The organism is Salinibacterium sp. dk2585, assembly GCF_008001035.1.
Classification (GTDB): domain Bacteria; phylum Actinomycetota; class Actinomycetes; order Actinomycetales; family Microbacteriaceae; genus Homoserinimonas.
In genome coordinates, this window is record NZ_CP042856.1 from 1,900,481 (window position 1) to 1,918,995 (window position 18,515).

The following is an 18,515-nucleotide window of genomic DNA, read 5'->3' on the forward strand; positions in this document are numbered from 1 at the left end:
TTTCCGGCCCTCAAGTCTAGGCCACTGCGGGTGGGAGACTCAGACGCTCGCTGACCCCTCCATTCGTCGCCTCGCATCAACGATGCGGTCGAGCATGACCGACTCGTCATAGTGCGCGGCGGCGCGGTCTCTGCCGAGCACGATCCGGTGCCGCGCGAAAGCAAGCCGGGTGGCGCTGCGCGCGAACTGCTCGAAGGCGTCGCCGATGCCGTGGCTGCGCGCCCACGCCGCCGCGGCCCGACGCCCCTGGCCGGTCGAGAGCATCCCGACCTCCTGTGCAGTGAACCATCCTGCGGCCGCATACTCCTGCAGGTGCATCCTCGTGAGGCCCCGCTCCTGCCTCCGCAGGAAGTAGACGATCACGAAACCGATAACGAACAGCGGCACCTGCACCGTGAAGTAGTAGGCGTAGAAGTCGGTGACGAAGAGCGCCGAACCGTTCCAGAAGGCGTGCAGGAGAATCGCCGGCACAAGCCCCAGCGCCGCCCAGCCGACCATGCCGAACGGCGTGGCCCTGCGCGAGGCGAAGCCCATGATCACGCCCGTGCACGCCGTGAACATGACGTGCGCAAAGGGCGACATGAGCCCGCGCATGACAAAGATCTCTCCCACTTCGCCGAAGCTCTGTGCCTCACCGATCGCGAGGCCGAAGTACTGGACGTTCTCGGTGAAGGCGAAACCCACCGCGATCATCGCACCGTAGACGATGCCGTCGACGGGGCCGTCGAACTGGCGACGGACGACCCAGAAGAGGATGAGCAGGCCGAGCGCCTTGCCCACCTCTTCGACGATGGGCGCCTGCACAACGAGGCCCAGGAAGAGCGACCAGAACCCGTCGCCGATGCCCACGACCGCCGCCACGAGTTGCACGCCGAGGTCGAAGAGGAGGGCGATTGCGACCGAGGCTGCGGCACCCCAAAGGAAGGCGAAGGTGAGTGCTCCGCGCGGCTCGGGCTCCCAGCGGTCGATCCACGAGATGCCCATCAGCACGATCGCGAGGGGGATGAGCGCCAGGATGCCCGCTACGACGAACGCGGTCGCCCCCAGGAACGCAAGCAGGTAGACCGTGACCATCAGCGCGATGAGCGAGAGCACCGCGTAGCCGACGATCGCCCAGACAAGCACGGTGTTGTCGCCGCGCGGACGGCCAGCGAGCACGGGCCGCGTCGAGTGCAGCACCGGCTCAGGATTGGCGGCAGGGTGCTCGCTCGCCTGCGAGCCGAAGGTCACAGCTGTTGCTCGCGCAGGATGCTGAGGGCGCGATTCACGCGATCGCTGAGCCCTGCGACGCCGCGGTTTGCGCGACGCTCGAGCACCTCAATGGCCTGGACGAGTTGCTCGCGCTGTCGCCCGTTCACGACGCCCCAGGCAGCGCGGGCCCTGAGCGAGAGACGCGCGCCGCGTGCCGCGAGCACAGCGCTCACGGCGGGTGGAATGAGTGCGGCGAGGCCCAGGAGGGGCCATGCCGTGACGGAGCTGCCGTCGGCCCGAAGGTCCTGCCCGATCGCGACCCACACGGCGGCGAGCGACAGCACGCCGAAGACGATGGGGATGAGCCTCAGCCACCTGGCGATGTCCTCGTGACGCACCGACTCGCGCGCGTCGATCACCTCGAGCTCGGCACGCCAGCGCGCGATGTCATCCTTTGTGACCTTGCGGGCCTTCGCATCCTTGACGCGCATCCGCAGCACGCCGTAGCCCTGCGCATCGCGGGTGAGCAGGCGCACGAGCCCGAAGACCAGGCCGACGGCGACGACGAGGATGACGGCGAGCGCGAGGAGCACCCCTGCGGCCAGCTGCCATTCCTGGTCGAGCACGAGTCCGGCGCCGACCGCGATGCCGAAGGCCGGGATGAGCGCCGAGAGTGCGGCAGCGGGAACGACCCAGAAGATCTCATGGGCCCGACGCCGCGCGAACTGCACATTGCGCGTGCGTGCGGAACGCACGTCGTACCAGGCCGTGCCGACATCAGCGACCTGGAACACGAGGGCGCTGAGCCACAGCACGAGCAGCCAGAGCGTGGCATCCCACCAGAAGTTCATTTCGTCGAAACTACCCGCTGCGCGCGGGCAAGTCGAGCGGGCACACCGGCCCGGCCGATTGTCGGCACCACACATGCGACTGCGCGCATATGGCTCGATCGCAACTGGTCGGAGTTGTTGCAGGAACTGCGCGTGGCACAGTGGGCGGACCGTCTCGTCAAGGCGACCCTCGTGGGCGTCGCCGTCGTCGTCATCCTCTGGTTTGCCCTGCCTGGCCGTCGAGGTCAGCGCGGGGAATGATCGGGATCGCCGACGTGGTCGGCACGATGCCACTCAGCCGCTCGGGGCTCAGTACGCGCCGCACCTCCTCCTCCGACATGTAGCCGTTCTGCACCACGAGGTCCGCAATCGACGCATTGGTCGTCAGCGCCGCGTGGGCCAGGGTCGCGGATGCCGCGTACCCGATGTACGGAGTGAGGGCCGTCACGACGCTGACCGAGGTCTCGACCTCGGAGGCGAGGCGCTGCACATTGGGCGTGATGCCATCGATGCAGTTGATGCGGAGGGTGCGGCATCCGTTGGTCAACCAGGCAAGGGACTGCAGGATGCTGTGGGCGATGACCGGCTCGAAGGCATTGAGCTGCAGCTGGCCGGCCTCGGCCGCCGCCGTGACGGTCGCGTCGGCGCCGATGATGCTGAAGGCGATCTGGTTGACGACCTCGGGGATGACCGGGTTGACCTTGCCGGGCATGATCGACGACCCGGCCTGCTTGGCGGGAAGGAAGATCTCGCCGAGCCCGGACTGCGGGCCCGAGCTGAGGAGCCGCAGGTCGTTGCAGATCTTGGAGAGCTTGACCGCCGCACGCTTGAGCGTGCCGCTGACCGTCATGAAGACACCCGTGTCGCTCGTGGCCTCGATGAGGTCCATCGCCGTCACGGTGTCGATCCCCGAGACCTCGGCCAGGTGGCGGCAGACCGCCTCGGTGTAGTGGGGCGGCGAGGTGATGCCCGTGCCGATCGCTGTCGCGCCCATATTGATCTCGCTCAGCAGCGGGATCGTCTCGCGCAGCCTGTCGTGGTCTTCCACCAGGGTGTGAGAGAAGCCCGTGAACTCCTGGCCGAGGGTCATGGGGACGGCGTCCTGCAGCTGGGTGCGGCCCACCTTGACGATGCCCGCAAACTCCGCGCCCTTGCGCGCGAAGGAGTCGGCGAGCATCCGGTGTTCCTCGAGCAGCCTCCGGATGCCGAAGACGAGCGAGAGCTTGACGGCGGTCGGGTAGACGTCATTGGTGCTCTGGCTGCGGTTGACGTCGTCGAGGGGGTGCAGGTGCTGGTAGTCGCCGCGCTCATAGCCCATGAGTTCGAGGCCGCGGTTGGCGATGACCTCGTTCGCGTTCATGTTCGTCGAGGTTCCCGCGCCACCCTGGATGACGCCCACGACGAACTGGTCGTGCAGCGCTCCCCCGACGATCTCCTCGCAGACGCGCTCGATGATGTCGGCCTTCTCCCGCTCGAGGGCACCGATCTCCCGGTTGGCCCGCGCCGCTGCCTGCTTGACGCGCGCGAGGGCAGTGACGAGATCGGGGTACACGTAGATGGGGCGCCTCGTGATGGGAAAGTTCTCGAGTGCGCGGGCGGTGTGGATGCCCCAGTAGACGTCAGCCGGGATGTCGCGCGTGCCGAGCGAATCCCGATCAATGCGCGTGGGGCCCGCGATCTCGTCTTCGACGTCGCCCCCAATAATGGTGACAGGTGCCGTCACCGTGGGCTTTTCAGTGCCGTCTGAAGGAATCGTCATCGTCTTCTCTCTCACGCCCGGTTGGGATGGCCACATGGCGCTTGAAAGCCTAGCAATCCGGGCAGCAAGGGCGACTTGGCGGTCCGTGCCGCGCCGGGGTCACGGGCGCGCATCCGCGGCCCAACGCGGCCGCATTTGCCCCGTCCGGGGGCCACGGATGCCCGGAACGACGGGGAAGTAGCCCGAAATTGGCCATGTCGCAGGGGGCATCCTTGCCGCTACTATTCTCGGAACGCACCAATTGATTAGTCTTTCTCACTCTCTAGCGAGCCTGGGGAGCGGGAATCCAATGCACGACAGCAGTTTTCCTGGGGGACAGGGCCCGCTCCAATCGGAGCGAGCTGCATAGAGAGGGTTAACGCCTTGCTAGATGATGACGTTGTGACCGTACCCGCCGGGTGGTACCCGGACCCGATGGGACTCCCACAACTTCGCTGGTGGGACAACCACTCGTGGACCGAGTTCACGTCTGCCGCGCGCACTCCGCTGATCGTGCAGGACGAGCCGCGGCTCGCCTATGCCGACGACGACCTTCCCTCGCGGCGCTCCCAGCGCGAGCAGCGCACGGCGGCCGATGGCGCCCGGCAGCAGCCGATGTCCAAGGCCGAACTCATGTCGACGCTCAAGGAACTCGAGCCGCCCAAGCCGCAGCAGATCGAACGCAACCAACCGGCCCCCAACTTCTCCGACGACCAGGCGGCCGAAGATGCTGCACGCCGCGAGGCAGAACAGCGCGAAGCGCAGCAGCGCGCCGCCGAGCAGGAGGCCGCCCAGCGCCGGGCCGCCGAGCAGCAGGCAGCACAGCAGCGCGCCGCCCAGCAGGCGTACGAACAGCAGCAGGCATACGAGCAGCAGCAGGCCTTCCAGCAGCCCGGATTCGGACAGCAGCAGCCGGGCCACCCGCAGCAGCCGGGGTTCCCGCAGCAGCCGGGGTTCCCACAGCAGGGCTACCCGCAGCAGCCGGGCTTCGGCCAGCAGGCGTACCAGTCAGCACCCGTCGGCGATCCCTTCGCCGACTTCGTGCAGGCACCCGAGGAACCGCGGTCCGCGCGCTCCTCGGTGAACTACAGCGACGCGCCGAGCTTCCCGCAGCCGCATGGTCCGGGCCAGCCCTACGTTGACCCGGCAGCGCAGGCGCAGTACGCGCGGCCCGAGGACCCCTACGCCTACTCCCGTTCGGCGCAGCGACGCCTCGACCGCTCGCAGGTCATCTACACACCTTCCGTCTGGGCCCTCGCGATGCTGCCGCTCATGGTCATGGTCGTGATCCTGCTCGTGGTGTCGTCCGGCGCCCAGGCGGTGCCGCCCGTCGTGACCCTCGCGATCTACGGCGCGGCCTACGCGGCGGCAATCGTGCTGGCGTTCTTCGACCGCCGCTCGCTCCTCGCAGCCGGCCACCGTGCGCCCGCCCACTGGGCACTCGCAATCATGACCGCGCCCGTCTATCTGGTGGCACGCTCCGTCGCAACCAACAGGGAGTTCGGCAAGGGCATGACGCCGATCGTCGTCTGGAGCTCGCTCCTCGTCATCCAGATGCTCTCCGTGCTCGCGGTTCCAGGCATCGTTATCTCGGCCCTGCCCGAGGTCTTCAAGGCCGAGGTCGAGCAGTCCATCGCGAACGATGCGGCGATCGTCGGCACGACCCTCGACGTCGAGTGCCCGAACCCGGCTGTGCAGATCGGCGTGCAGTTCACCTGTGTCGGCACGACCGAGACCGGAAACCAGGTCGAGATCGCCGTCAGCCTCCAGCGCAGCAACGGCTGGATCGACTGGCGCGTCGACTCGCAGATCTGGAAGTCGGGCGCACTCGGCTAGTCTGCACCCACACCGCCAGAAGGGGCCGCATCCACAGGGATGCGGCCCCTTCTGGGTACCGGCGGCGACACGGCCGCGCAAGAACATCTCCCCCTCGCGGAGGAAGCGCAAGTTCACCTGAGCGGGAGGGCGACGCGGACATACCCGTAAGCGGTGAGCACGTGGTGCAGACACCACGCGATCACCGCTCGACGAATTCGCAATCCCCCGTGCAGAATCCCTGAGGGATTTCGGGCCTCTTTCCCTACTGCACTGCTCACGAGGGCCGGATAGGGGGCCTCGTTGGTGTCGGCCTGACAGTCGCGGTCAATACCCCCGTATTCCGCGACCGGCCGACACCGGCCCCGCTATCCGGGTTGCCCCGTGTTGCGTTGCTGCAACACTAGAAGAATCCGACCACGTGGTATGCCCCCATTTCGGGGTGCCCCCTGATGGGTGTCCGCATTAAGGAGGACACGCTGACCGGGGGTTTCGCGGTCACGGTCGCCTCGACGTCACTCCCCGATCGCCGCCCGGAGGAGTGCCACGAGCGCCTCGACCTGGATCTCCGAGGCGTCGACGACCTCCTCGTCGCTGCCGTCGAGGGCACGGGCCGCGAGGCCCGCCTTGCTGTCGATCAGCTCGGCGATCTTGGAGTCGATCGTCTGGGCCGCGATGACTCGCCACGCCGTGACGGGCTCCTCCTGGCCGATGCGGTGCACACGGTCAATGGCCTGGGTCTGCTCCGCCGAGGTCCAGCTGAGTTCTGCCAACACGACGTTGGAGGCGGCCTGCAGGTTGAGCCCCACGCCGGCCGCTGTGAGCGACGCGACGACGACCGAGACCTCTGGATCGTTGTTGAAGGCGTCGACCTCCGCCTGGCGCTGCGTCGCAGTCTGGTCGCCACGGATCGACACCGTCTTGAGCCCGCGGCGCGCGAGGGTCTCCTCGGCGGCATCCATGACGTCGATGTGCTTAGCGAAGAACACGACCTTGCCGACGGAGCGTGCGAGCTGTGCCGTGTAGTCGGCAGCGAGCACGGCCTTCGCCTGGCCGATGCGACGAACCATGCTGAAGACGTTTTCACCCGTCGCGGACGACTTCGACTCCTCGAGCTCGGCACGCGCGACCATGCGCATGAGCTCGTGGCTCGGGGTGTCGCTGCCGTCGCGAGAGGAGACGAGCGAGAGGTACCGGTTCTTGAGCCGTTGGCCGAGCTCGCGCTCCGCCTCCTTGATACCTCGGCCGAGGTCGTCATCCAGCTCGACCGGGAGGTCGGCGATGCGCTTCGATGGAAGGTTGGAGGCAACGTCGAGCTTCTTGCGCCGCACGATGCCCATGTCGATGACGGCCTGCCTCGCCTGCGCGAAGAATCCGAAGTCCGCCGGCGTGAGCCCAGTCTCCTCCAGCTTCGCCATGAGCTCGAGCGTCGGCTTCTCGCCGTCGATCCAGCCGAGGAACTGCCAGATAGCCCTGAAGTCCTCGATCGTGTTGATGAGCGGCGTGCCCGTGAGGGCGATCATGAGGGCGCGCGGCCGCAGCGAGCGGATGCTCTCGGCGAGCGAGAGCACGTGGCGGGAGCGCTGGGACTCCCTGTTCTTGATGAAGTGCGCCTCATCGACGACCATGCCCCGGAAGCCGAGCGTGCGCAGCCACCCCACATGCCTGTCGAGCACGTCATAGTTGACGATCACGACGTCGGCGTAGGCATCCAGGTCGTCGCCGTCACCGTGGATGACGGTCGCCCTGCGGTTGGGGGTCCAGCGCTCGACCTCTCGCGCCCAGTTCATCTTTACGACATTGGGCACGACGACGAGCAGTGGGTAGGAATTGGTGGCGGATGCCGCGAGCAGCGCCTGCGCCGTCTTGCCGAGGCCCGGCTCGTCGGCGAGCAGGTAGGTGCGGTGCCCCTCCCGCGCACTCGCGACGAACTCGGCCTGGTGGTGGAAGAGTTCGAGCCCGCCTGGCACGCGCCGGTCGGCAGGCGTGGGTTCGGGAAGCTCCATGCTGGCCACGTTGCCGCCGGAACCATACTCGAACGCCCTGAAGAGGGGGTCGAGGAGCTCCCAGTTGGCGAGGCGACGCGTCTGCGGCACCGCCTTCGGCACTGCCGAGAAGTCGGGTGCGAGGAAGGGGTTGCTGAGCTGGCGGGAGATGACGGAGCGCGGCACGACCTGCTTCTCCGCCTCGGGGGCGGGCGCGGTTGCTTCCGCCGCGATGATCAGCTCATCTGGGCTGAGCTCGGCTCCGGACGCCATGAGCATGTCGCGACGCAGCTTGCGCGCGGCATCCGAGATGGGCGCGTCCTCCGCGAGGAGGGCGATGAGGGAGGTGTCGCGTGCCGCAGCCTTGGCGAGGATCGTCGCGACCCCGTCGAGGCGCTTGAGCAGTTCGGCGCGGTCGGCATCCGAGACCTCGGTGTCGCTCTTGGCCCGCGCGCGTTCCTCGCGCATCAGGAGGGCGATGACCTGGAACTTGGTGCGGTTGGCGGGCGAGACCTTGCCCCGCTCTGCCGCGTTCTCGATTTCGCGTACGGCACGGGCCAGCACGGGGATGATGCCGGCGTCGTCGCCCGGGCGCACGCGACGCTGGGCCGTGCGGCGGCCTCCCTTGGAGGGGGTGCGTGACTTTCCGTTGATGGTGTTGCCTTCCGAACGGCCGGAGCGGGCCATGTTCCTCCTGAATCGGCGGATGCCGAGGTATTCACGCCGAGAAAGGTCGAACCCGGCTGCACCGCACCGTGTGGTGCGCCCTTCGAGTCGCTGCGAAGCGGGATCAGCGTCGCCCTCGGGGCAGCGATTCCAGACTCGAGCAACGTGAGAACACGGTCGAGACGGTGAACGGAATCGTCAGCGCACTCTTCAGTTTAGTGCACGCGACGCAGATCGCGCACCGCTGGACCTTCAAGTCGGGTGCCATCGGCGGCGAATCGTGAGCCGTGGAGGGGGCAGTCCCAGCTCAACTCGGCATCGTTCCACTTGAGCACGCCGCCCATGTGCGGGCAGACGACGCCCACCCGTGTGAGCTCTCCCGCGACTCGACACGTTCCCACGGGCGCGAGCCTCGGCCCACGCCCGACCACGCCCTGCCCTTCGCCGGCTCCCGGGTCGCTGCAGGAGTGCCTGCGCCCAGCCCTTGATGGCGTAGACACCTTCCGCCGCACCGGCACCGATGACGGAGCCGACATCGGCGAGGCTGACCCCGTGACGATAGAGCTGCTGCGCCCAGGGCATGTTGCCACCCAGCAGGAGAGAGCGCGAGGGGACAGCGCCGACGGCATTCGTCATGCACTTGTCGTAGCCGGTCGCGACGAAGACACACGGCCGTGGCCGCCCGGCATGGGGCCCACGTAGGGAACGCCGCTCACAGGCTCGTAGTCCTGCGCCGCCCACGTGTGGGTGCGCTCAGCCCCCGGAAAGTAGCGCTGCGTCCACTCCTCAAGCCCGTCGACAGCCGCCTGCTCCGAGCGAGTGCGACCCACCGCATGGCCGTTGCCTCCCACGAGGAGGCGCTCCTCTCCTCCGACCGGGGTCGTGCGCAGCGAGCGGGTCGAGCTGTCGAGCGAGAGATACATGGCCTTGGGGGTGTCACCGGGCACGCGGTAGGCGAGGGCATAGGAGCGCTGCGGCTTGAGCTTGGCGAAGTGGAGGCCGCGGTCGAAGATCGGGAATCCGGTCGCGACGACGATGCGCCCCGCCGTGACCTCCCCCGCCGAAGTGCTCAAGCGCACGGAGGTGTCCGCCGACATCGAGGTCACGCGCACGCCCTCGTGAATGACGCCGCCGTGGGCGACCGTGTCGGCCGCGAGTTCGTCGAGCACGTCCATGGGGTCGAACTGCACCTGGTCGGCGAGCCGCATGACGGCGGTCGTGTCGAACGGCAGCTCCTCTCCCCCGTCTGGAGTCACCGGCAGGCCGAGGCTAAGCGCCGCCCTGAACTCCTCGCGCACCTTCCTGGCGCCCTTCGCGGTCGTCGCATAGGTCACGGCGTCCCTGACCTGCACCGGCACGTCGTGTGCCTCGCAGTAGCGCAGGAGCCATTCGCGCCCCTCACGGTTCGCTGCGACATAGGCCTCCGCCTGCTGCCTCGTGCGGTGCTTCAGCACGGTCGAGAGCCGGCTGCCCTGCAGGAGGGAGAGCTTGGCGGTCGTGTTGCCCGTCGTCACTGCGCCCACGTGACGCGCCTCGAGCACGCCGACCGCGAGGCCGGCGCGGGCGAGCAGGAGTGCGGTCGTGAGCCCCGTGAGGCCCGCCCCGATGACGGCGACGTCATAGTGCGCCCCGTCGGGGAGCGGCGTCGTGTGGGGTGACGTGGTCGACCGGGTCTCGTCCATCCAAATCGATCGCATGCTGCCTCCTCGAACCGTGCGCCTCTGCCGTCTCTTGCAGGCTTAGCACGACACGCTCCGCCTTCACTGGGACTGCTGGCGGCCCCAATAGAGTCGGCTCGTGAGCACCTACACCGCACCGGATGCCGCGGCCGCCGTCTCCCGCCTGCAGTCACTCATCCGCATCCCCACCGTGTCGCGCCTCGATGAGGCGGAGGTCGATTGGGCACAGTTCCGCCGCCTGATCGATGCCCTTCCGGGGATGTACCCGCTCGTGCACGAGCACCTCGAGCGCGAGCTGGTCGCAGGCCACTCGATGCTGTACCGCTGGGCCGGGCGCGGGGACGGCGCTCCATCCGTGCTCATGGCCCACTACGACGTCGTCGCCGCGAGCGACGAGGGGTGGCGGCATCCGCCGTTCTCTGGAGAGATTGTCGAGGAGGGTGGCGAGCGGCTCATCTGGGGCCGCGGAACCCTCGATGACAAGGGCAGCATGGTCGCCATCCTGGAGGCGGTCGAGGGGGCACTCGCCGAGGGCTTCCGGCCGCTCCACGACATCTACCTGTGCTTCGGGCACAACGAGGAGACGGCCGGGGACGGTGCCGCGCGGGTCGTGGACCTGCTCGAATCCCGCGGTGTGCGCCCACGGCTCGTGAGCGACGAGGGCGGCGCCGTCGTCGAGGGCATCTTTCCGGGAGTGGACGCCCCCATCGCTGTCGTGGGCGTCGCCGAGAAGGGCATCATGTCGCTCATGCTGACGGTCGAGCAGCAGGGGGGCCACGCCTCGATTCCCCCGCGTCTCGCCGCGACAGCTCGCCTGGCGCGTGCCATCGTCGCACTCAACAAGCGACCTTTCCGCGCGGGCTTCACGCCCACGAACCTTGAGATGATCCGCACCCTCGGGGCACACGCGCGCAATCCCCTCCGCTTCGCCTTCACCAAGCTCTGGCTCACGAAGCCCCTGCTCCTGCTGCTCTTCAAGCGTCTGAGTGACGAGACTGCCGCGATCGTGCGCACGACGCAGGTCGTCACACAACTCGATGGCGCCATGGCGGCCAATGCGCTCGCGGAGCGCGCCACGGCGACCGTCAACGTCCGCATCGCGATCGGCTCCTCGGTCGCTGAGGCCGTGGAGCACGCACGGCGCGCCATTAACGATCCGCTCGTGCGCCTCGAGGTGCACGGTCCATCCGAACCGTCGCCCGTCTCGCCGACGAGCGGCACCGCCTGGCTGGCGGTCAAGGATTCGATCGAGGAGACCTACCCCGGCACGATCGTGACGCCCTACGTCATGCTCGGCGCGAGCGACAGCAGGCATTTCACGCGCATCAGCGACCATGTCTACCGCTTCAGCCCCTTCGAGATGTCGAAGGAGGAGCGGGGCACCCTGCACGCTAAGAACGAGCGGATGCGCGTCGACACCTTCCTGCGGGGAATCGAGTTCTACCGGCGCCTCGTCGCCCGCCTGTGACGTGCTATGAGGGCTCGTTGAGCCTGATGGCCTGGATCGGCCGGCTCATTGGCGGCAGGTCGCGGAGACGCTCCACCGCGGGGAGAAGTTCATCGAGCCACACCTCGTAGCCCGTCGGGCTGAGGTGCAGGCCGTCGTCCGTGAGTTCCGAACGCAAGGCGCCTCCATCCGTGGCCATGCTCGGCCAGAGATCGAGGTGATGGGCGCGCACGGTCGAGCAGAACTGCCGCAGGTGGATGTTGGCCTCCTGGATCGCGGCCGCGAACTCGGCCGTCCTCGGCATGATCGACTGGTGGAGCAGCCGCACGCCGGGCAGCTCCCTCCGCAGGTGCACGAGCGCCACCTCGACATTGCGCACGAGGTGCTCGACCGAACGGCGCATGCCCAGGTCATTCGTGCCCACCAGCATGAGGATCTCGTCGGGCTGCGTGGCCACGATGTCATCGATCTGGGCGAGCACGTCATCGCTCGTGTAGCCGGGGACCGCAAAGTTGACCGACTCGACGTCGGGGAACCATGCATCCCAATCGCCGTTCGCGGTGATGCTGTCGCCGACGAAGGCGATCCTCCGTTTTGGGTCCTGCTGTTCGCCCATGAACCTGTCCTCTCACCGCTGCCCGAACATCTTGCAACTGCTCGCTGGGAGAACGCCAGACGCCCGTAGCGCTGTGATGCCCTAGGTTCCCGGTGCGGTGTCAGCGAGCCAGCCGTCGAGCGAGGAGGGCGTGTCTGTGATGATGCCGTCGACGCCCATCGCGAGCGCCTCAGCCCAGCTATCCTGCTCGTTGAGCGTGTAGAGCAGGATGCCGAGCCCCGCGTCATGCAACAGGTGCACCGTCTCGGGCGCGACGGCAAGGGCCTTGCGGTTGGTCACGAGGGCGATCGCGTGGTGCGCGTGCACCTCGGCGACGGGATCCTTCGGGAGTTCCTTCGCGAGGACGAGCCGCGGGATGTCCGGCGCGCCCTTGAGGAGTTGCTGGAGCGTCTCGGGCTCGAAGCTTGCCGCGACCGTGCGATTGCCGACGCCGTGCTCGGAGATGAGCGCCGCAACCGTCGCGATCCCCTCAGCTGGCCACACCCCCTTGAGCTCGATCATCGCCTTGGTGCGGGATGTCGCGAGCAGCGCGAGAAAGTCATCGAGCGTCGGGATTGTGACGCCCGCGTACCCGCTCGAGTACCAGGAGCCGGCATCCAGCCGACGGAGTTCGGCCAGCGTGAGCGAGTCGACGCGACCCGTGCCGTTCGTCGTGCGGTCGACCGTCGCGTCGTGGATGAGCACTGGGACGCCGTCAGCGCTGAGCCGCACGTCGACCTCGACGAAGACCATGTTCCCCTCAAGGGCGCGCTGCACGGCAGGAAGGGTGTTCTCGGGAGCTTCAGCGCGGTCGCCACGGTGACCCGCGATGAAGGCAGGATCTCCCGGCGCACGCAGGGAGCCGAACATGCTTGCCGCCTGGGTCTTGGTGGCCGCAGGGCCGAGCACGAGCACCAGCACGAGGGCCAGCGTCATGCCAGATGCGGTGAGTGCGCGCCTGCTCCGGGCGAGCAGGAGGACTGTCGCCATCGACGATCTCCTGAGGTCGGGTGACCCCGCGGGCTGCGGGGCGTGACCCCACCATATACGCGTCCGTTACCGTTTTGTTACTTTTGGGCCCGACCCCACTTCGGGGGACGGATGCGCAGCCACCCGACCGCACCCGCCACCACGAGGGCGAGCAGCACGCCGCCCGTGATGAGCATGGGCGAGTTCCCTGCCGTGCCCTCCTCACTGTTCGAGGAGCCGCCTGCGCGATCGTCGCTCCCCGCGCGCGGTTCATCCTTTTCCGCCGTGCTCGCGGCCTCCTCCCCCGACTCGGCGTCCGCCTCGGTTGCGGGCGCATCCTCGGCGGGCGCCTCCTCGACAGGAGCTGGGTCCGGCTCGGCGGGTGCAGGGGCCGGCGCTGGCGCGGGAGCCGGAGCGGGTGCCGGCGCTGGCGCGGGAGCGGGAGCGGGTGCTGGTGCCGGCGCGGGAGCAGGCGCGGCCGACGCGGCTCCCTGATACTTCGCGAACACCTGCACCGACCAGGTGGTTCCACCCGCGGCGATGTGGGCAATGCCAATGTCCGTGTAGTCGCCAAGGATGTTTGCCCTGTGCCCGGGGGAGTTCATCCACCCCGAGTGCACGGCGGCAGCGTTGGGATAGCCCTGCGCCACGTTCTCGCCTGCGGCCCGCCAGTCCGGCGGAATCTGCGAAGCGTAGGACGGATTGTGCGCGAGCGTTCCCGTGGCCGCCATGTGCTGTGCCCACCCGAGGGCCACCTGGCTGAGCGAACCGTTGAGCGTGAGCGGGCCAAGGCCAGCGGATGCGCGACTCTGGTTGGCGAGGGCGTGGATGGTTCCCTCATCAGCCGCGGTGGCCGGGCTTGAGCCAGCGAGCACCGAGACTGTCGCGAAGAGCGCCGCGACGGCCACCCAGAGCGAGCGCCCTACGGCACTCTGGCGCGCGCTGACATTCGCGAGTTCCACTGCTCGTACCCCCGGAGACGAAAACAAGGGAGCACGCTACGCGGGGCTCATGCAAAGGCCCTGTGTGGCACCCGAAAAGAGCCTGACCTCAGATGAGTGACTTGGTGTGCCAGACCGTCTTTGTCTCGGTGAAGAACACGACGCGCTCGAGCGACGGGCCGGGCACGCCGACTTCGGGGCGACGCACGCGCATGAGCGTCTCCGCCGCCGCGATCTCGAGGTCCACCCAGTCGAGGTCGCCCGCGCCTGCGAGGTCGATCGCGTTGACGTCGGAGTGACCCGCCAGCCAGGGGGCGATCTCGCCCGCGGAGCCCGTGAGCACGTTGACGACGCCACCGGGCACGTCACTCGTCGCAAGCACCTCCGAAAGCGTGATGGCACTGAGCGGATGCTTCTCGCTCGCGACCACGACGACCGTGTTCCCAGCTACGAGCGCGGGGGCGACGACGCTGGCGAGCCCCAGGAGCGAGGATTCCTGTGGCGCGATGATCGCGACGACGCCGGTTGGCTCGGGTGTCGAGAGGTTGAAGTAGGGGCCGCTGACGGGGTTGCCGTTTCCGGCGACCTGCACGTACTTGTCAGCCCAGCCCGCATACCGGACCCAGGTGTCGATCGCGGCGTCGACCTGGCGGCCCGCCTCCGGCTCCGACACGCCCTCGGAGCGGCGGACCTCGTCGACGAACTGCGCCCTGCGCCCCTCGAGGAGCTCCGCGATGCGGTAGAGCACCTGGCCACGGTTGTAGCCGGATGCGCCGGCCCAGCCATCGAGCGCCTTGCGTGCAGCGACAACCGCGTCACGGGCATCCTTGCGCGAGGCCTTGGCGGCATTGGCGAGGAACTCACCCTTCGCCGTGGCGACCTCATAGGTGCGACCCGACTCGCTGCGGGGGAACTTGCCGCCGATGTAGAGCTTGTAGGTCTTGGGGATCGTGAGGTGAGACATCACTTGGCGCCCTTCTTGGTCGTGGTGGCGGACAGGGCCTGCTCGGGCGACGCGACGGAGGCGTCCCATCCCGAGGACTCGAGGTATGCGGCGAGGCCGTGACGGCCGCCCTCGCGGCCGTAACCGGACTCCTTGTAGCCACCGAAGGGGCTCGCGGGGTCGAAGCGGTTGAAGGTGTTCGCCCAGACCACGCCCGCGCGCAGCTTGTCGGCAACAGCGAGGATGCGGCTGCCCTTCTCGCTCCAGATACCGGCGGAGAGGCCGTAGGGCGTGTTGTTGGCCTTCGCGATCGCCTCTGCGGGCGTGCGGAAGGTCAGCACCGACAGCACCGGACCGAAGATCTCGTCACGGGCGATGCGATGGCTCTGCGAGACGCCCGTGAAGATCGTCGGAGCAAACCAGAAGCCCTTCTGCGGCAACTCGCACGCGGGCGACCAGCGCTCGGCGCCCTCCTGCTCGCCGATCGCGCTGAGTTCCCGGATGCGCTCGAGCTGCTCGCGGGAGTTGATGGCGCCGACATCCGTGTTCTTGTCGAGCGGGTCGCCCACTCGAAGGGTTGAGAGGCGCTGCTTGAGACGCTCGATGACGTCGTCGTGGATGTTCTCCTGCACCAGCAGGCGCGAGCCCGCGCAGCACACGTGGCCCTGGTTGAAGAAGATGCCGTTGACGATGCCCTCGATCGCGGCGTCGATGGGGGCATCGTCGAAGACGATGTTGGCCGCCTTGCCGCCGAGTTCGAGCGTGAGCTTCTTGCCGGTGCCGGCAGTCGAACGAGCAATCGCCCTCCCCACGGCGGTTGACCCCGTGAAGGCCACCTTGTTGACATCGGGGTGGTTGACGAGGGCCGCGCCCGTGTCCCCCGCACCGGTGATGATGTTGACGACCCCCTTCGGCAGGTCTGCCTGCTGGAGGATCTCGGCAAAGATGAGCGCCGAGAGCGGCGTGGTCTCGGCCGGCTTGATCACGACCGTGTTGCCCGCAGCGAGCGCGGGGGCGATCTTCCACGCGAGCATGAGCAGCGGGAAGTTCCACGGGATGACCTGGGCCGCGACACCGAGCGAGCGCGGGTTCGGGCCCATGCCCGCGTGGTCGAGCTTGTCGGCCCAGCCCGCGTAGTAGAAGAACCAGGCGGCAACGAGGGGCACGTCGACGTCGCGGCTCTCCTTGATCGGCTTGCCATTGTCGAGGCTCTCGGCCACCGCGAGTTCGCGCGCACGCTCCTGAACGAGGCGCGCGATGCGGAAGAGGTACTTGCCGCGGTCGGAGCCGCTCATGCGCGACCAGCTCGTCTCGTAGGCGCGACGTGCCGCAGCGACCGCGAGGTCGACGTCCGCCGCGTTGGCGTTGGAGACAGCCGCAATGTGCTCCTCCGTCGCGGGAGAGATGGTGGTGAAGCCCTCGCCGCGGCCGTCGACGAACTCGCCGTCGATGAAGAGCCCGTAGGACTCGCGCAGGTTGAGGATCGCCTTCGACTCGGGAGCCGGTGCGTATTCGAGGAATGACATGTTTTTTCCTTCGTCCTGGGTCTCGATACGGCCCTGGCGGGCCCTCTCAACCCACGGGGGGTCTTAGGCGACGGTGACGTAGTCGGGGCCCGAGTAGCGGCCGGTGGAAAGCTTCTGGCGCTGCATGAGCACGTCGTTGAGCAGGCTGGATGCCCCGAAGCGGAACAGGTGTGGCTGCAGCCACTCCTCCCCCACGACCTCGGCAACGGCCACGAGGTACTTGATGGCGTCCTTCGAGGTGCTGATGCCGCCGGCCGGCTTGACACCGACCTTCTCGCCCGTGAGGTGGTGCCAGTCGCGCACGACCTCGAGCATGCTGACGGTGACGGGCAGCGTAGCGGCTGGCTGCACCTTGCCCGTGCTGGTCTTGATGAAGTCACCGCCCGCGAGGATCGAGAGCCAGGATGCCCGGCGCACGTTGTCGTAGGTATTGAGTTCGCCCGTCTCGAGGATCACCTTGAGCGAGGCGTAGGAGCCATCGGGCTTGCGGCACGCCTCCTTGACGGCAACGATCTGGTCGAACACGAGGCCGTAACGGCCGGAGAGGAACGCCCCGCGGTCGATAACCATGTCGATCTCGTCGGCACCCGCCGCGACCGCGTCCGCCGTGTCTGCGAGCTTGATCGCGAGCGAGGAGCGACCGCTGGGGAACGCCGTCGCAACGGCGGCGACCGCGATGCCGCCGTCCTCGGGGTCACCGTGGTGGACGCCGAGCGCAGAGACGGCATCCGCCACCATGTCGCCGTAGACGCAAACGGCGGCGACGCGCGGCGTGCTCGGCTCGGCGGGGTCGGGCGTGATTGCCTTCGCGACGAGGGAACTCACCTTGCCGGGGGTGTCAGCACCCTCGAGGGTCGTCAGGTCGATGAGGGAGATGATCTTGTCGATCGCCCAGGCCTTTGAGGTGGTCTTGATCGAGCGCGAGCCGAGCGAGGCAGCCCTCGCTTCGAGGCCCACCGCGTCGATGCCGGGGATGCCGTCGAGATAGCGCGTGAGGCTCGACTCCGTGAGGTCTGAGCCGATGAGACGCAAGGCCCTCTCGGCGGGCGCGAGTGCGACCGAGGTGTTGTCAGGCGACATGGGATGCTCCTTGTTCTGTGCCGTGGGAGGCGCCGTGCGCCGAATCCTGCGTGAGCGCCCTGGCCGTCTCCTCGTCGGTGACGATGACGGAGCACAGGCCGCTTGAGACGACGGCCTTGGCCACGGGATGCTTCGAGCTGCCTGCGATTACGAGCACCGAGGTCGAGGCTTCGCGAAGCACCTGGTGCCCCACGCCGACCGTGCGTGCGTCGAGGGCCGGGTCGACGATTTCGCCGTCGGCGTTGATGAATCTGCCCACGACATCGCCGACGGCACCCTTCTGCACGAGCTCGTCGACATCCGCTGCGCTCAGGTAGCCGCTCTCGACGAGCACGCTGCTGCCATCGGCCACGCCCGCGCTGAAGAGGAACGCGGTGGCCGTCTTCGCGAGGTCGAGCACTCCCGCAACCGTGCGGTCGGACTCGATCGCCGCCTTCGTGGCGGCGTGTTCGAGGATGGCGGGGCTCGGCAGAAGGATCGCCTGGCCGCCCGCCTTGTGCGCGATGAGGGCGGCAGTCGAGGCAGCACTGCCGGCCCCCGCCCTGGGAGCACTGCTCAGGGAGATGCCGCCGTTGATCTGCACGACGCGCACCTCGTTGGCCCACCCGGGCGCGAGACGGTCGGCGACGGCGCTCAGCGTGCGACCCCAGCTGATGCCGAGCACGCGCGGGATGGGACGGAGGGCCGCGAGGTAGTCGGCCGCAGCGCGCGACACGCTCGCCTGCACATCGGCATCGTCGGCAGCCGGCACGACGATCGCGTCAGCGAGGCCGTACTGCTCGCGCAAAAGGCGCTCGAGGCTGAGACGACGGGCTCGCGGGTGCACGATCTCGATGCGCACGATGCCGCGATCGCGCGCCTTGGCGAGTAGGCGACCAACCTTCCAGCGGGTGGTGCGCAGAAGTGCGCCGATCTCATCCTGGGTCTTGCCGTCTTCGTAGTAGAGCTCGGCGGCGCGCACCATGAGGAGTTCGTCGGACACGCGGCACCACCTCTCTCAACCTGGGGTGCTACCAAGGCTAGGTGCGGCTAGGGCGCTTGGCAACATCCGTAGCCAATGCTGCTCATATGAGCGGAGACGCCTCGCGGCACTCGGCCACTACCCTTGGC

14 protein-coding genes and 1 pseudogene are annotated in these 18,515 nt (G+C 68.1%); 2 read left to right on the top strand and 13 right to left on the bottom strand.

Going from position 1 to position 18,515, the window contains the following annotated elements; translation table 11 throughout:
- Positions 1–39: 39 nt before the first annotated feature.
- The 3 genes from FVA74_RS08960 to FVA74_RS08970 form a co-directional block, all read right to left on the bottom strand.
- Complete coding sequence (locus FVA74_RS08960) at positions 40–1,230, bottom strand: PrsW family intramembrane metalloprotease (protein WP_147721727.1); 1,191 nt, start codon at positions 1,228–1,230, stop codon at positions 40–42.
- Complete coding sequence (locus tag FVA74_RS08965; RefSeq protein WP_147721729.1) at positions 1,227–2,042, bottom strand: hypothetical protein; 816 nt, start codon at positions 2,040–2,042, stop codon at positions 1,227–1,229. Before FVA74_RS08965 ends, FVA74_RS08960 begins: the two co-directional genes overlap by 4 nt.
- Before the next feature lie 190 nt (positions 2,043–2,232).
- Complete coding sequence (locus FVA74_RS08970) at positions 2,233–3,780, bottom strand: aspartate ammonia-lyase (protein ID WP_147721731.1); 1,548 nt, start codon at positions 3,778–3,780, stop codon at positions 2,233–2,235.
- 381 nt (positions 3,781–4,161) lie between these two features.
- On the opposite strand from FVA74_RS08970, the gene FVA74_RS13680 reads away from it, so the two are divergent.
- Positions 4,162–5,595: a DUF2510 domain-containing protein gene (locus FVA74_RS13680; RefSeq protein WP_255471446.1), complete on the top strand. Its 1,434-nt coding sequence runs from the start codon at positions 4,162–4,164 to the stop codon at positions 5,593–5,595.
- A 494-nt stretch (positions 5,596–6,089) separates the two neighbouring features.
- Here FVA74_RS13680 and FVA74_RS08980 read toward each other — a convergent pair whose 3' ends face one another.
- The 3 genes and pseudogenes from FVA74_RS08980 to FVA74_RS08985 all read right to left on the bottom strand — a co-directional run bounded on the left by FVA74_RS08980 (position 6,090) and on the right by FVA74_RS08985 (position 9,922).
- The gene (locus FVA74_RS08980) at positions 6,090–8,246 is read right to left on the bottom strand and encodes a DEAD/DEAH box helicase (RefSeq protein WP_147721733.1); all 2,157 of its coding nucleotides are present in this window, start codon (positions 8,244–8,246) and stop codon (positions 6,090–6,092) included.
- A 266-nt stretch (positions 8,247–8,512) separates the two neighbouring features.
- Positions 8,513–8,854: pseudogene (locus FVA74_RS13905) on the bottom strand (hypothetical protein); the annotation flags it as partial.
- Between the two features lie 3 nt (positions 8,855–8,857).
- A complete protein-coding gene (locus FVA74_RS08985; RefSeq protein WP_240792182.1) occupies positions 8,858–9,922 on the bottom strand; it encodes an FAD-binding oxidoreductase in 1,065 nt (354 codons plus the stop codon).
- Positions 9,923–10,022: 100 nt separating this feature from the next.
- Between FVA74_RS08985 and FVA74_RS08990 the strand changes: the two genes are divergently transcribed.
- Positions 10,023–11,372, top strand: a complete 1,350-nt coding sequence (locus tag FVA74_RS08990) for a M20/M25/M40 family metallo-hydrolase (RefSeq protein ID WP_147721735.1) — start codon at positions 10,023–10,025, stop codon at positions 11,370–11,372.
- Positions 11,373–11,376: 4 nt separating this feature from the next.
- On the opposite strand, the gene FVA74_RS08995 is transcribed toward FVA74_RS08990, so the two are convergent.
- From FVA74_RS08995 to FVA74_RS09025, 7 genes are all read right to left on the bottom strand, one after another.
- Positions 11,377–11,967, bottom strand: a complete 591-nt coding sequence (locus FVA74_RS08995) for a GDSL-type esterase/lipase family protein (protein ID WP_147721737.1) — start codon at positions 11,965–11,967, stop codon at positions 11,377–11,379.
- Between the two features lie 81 nt (positions 11,968–12,048).
- Complete coding sequence (locus FVA74_RS09000; RefSeq protein ID WP_147721739.1) at positions 12,049–12,936, bottom strand: glycerophosphodiester phosphodiesterase family protein; 888 nt, start codon at positions 12,934–12,936, stop codon at positions 12,049–12,051.
- 77 nt (positions 12,937–13,013) lie between these two features.
- Positions 13,014–13,877: a CAP domain-containing protein gene (locus FVA74_RS09005; RefSeq protein ID WP_187266480.1), complete on the bottom strand. Its 864-nt coding sequence runs from the start codon at positions 13,875–13,877 to the stop codon at positions 13,014–13,016.
- Between the two features lie 88 nt (positions 13,878–13,965).
- Positions 13,966–14,820, bottom strand: coding sequence for an aldehyde dehydrogenase (locus FVA74_RS09010; protein ID WP_147721741.1), 855 nt, complete (start codon positions 14,818–14,820; stop codon positions 13,966–13,968).
- On the bottom strand, positions 14,820–16,325 hold the full coding sequence (locus tag FVA74_RS09015) for an aldehyde dehydrogenase family protein (protein ID WP_147721743.1): 1,506 nt from the start codon (positions 16,323–16,325) through the stop codon (positions 14,820–14,822). The genes FVA74_RS09010 and FVA74_RS09015 overlap by 1 nt, the downstream gene beginning before the upstream one ends.
- A gap of 63 nt (positions 16,326–16,388) precedes the next feature.
- Positions 16,389–17,405 (bottom strand): deoxyribose-phosphate aldolase, encoded by a 1,017-nt coding sequence (gene deoC / locus FVA74_RS09020; protein WP_147721745.1) that lies wholly within the window; start codon positions 17,403–17,405, stop codon positions 16,389–16,391.
- On the bottom strand, positions 17,395–18,387 hold the full coding sequence (locus FVA74_RS09025) for a sugar-binding transcriptional regulator (RefSeq protein WP_240792183.1): 993 nt from the start codon (positions 18,385–18,387) through the stop codon (positions 17,395–17,397). The genes deoC and FVA74_RS09025 overlap by 11 nt, the downstream gene beginning before the upstream one ends.
- Between the last annotated feature and the right edge of the window lie 128 nt (positions 18,388–18,515).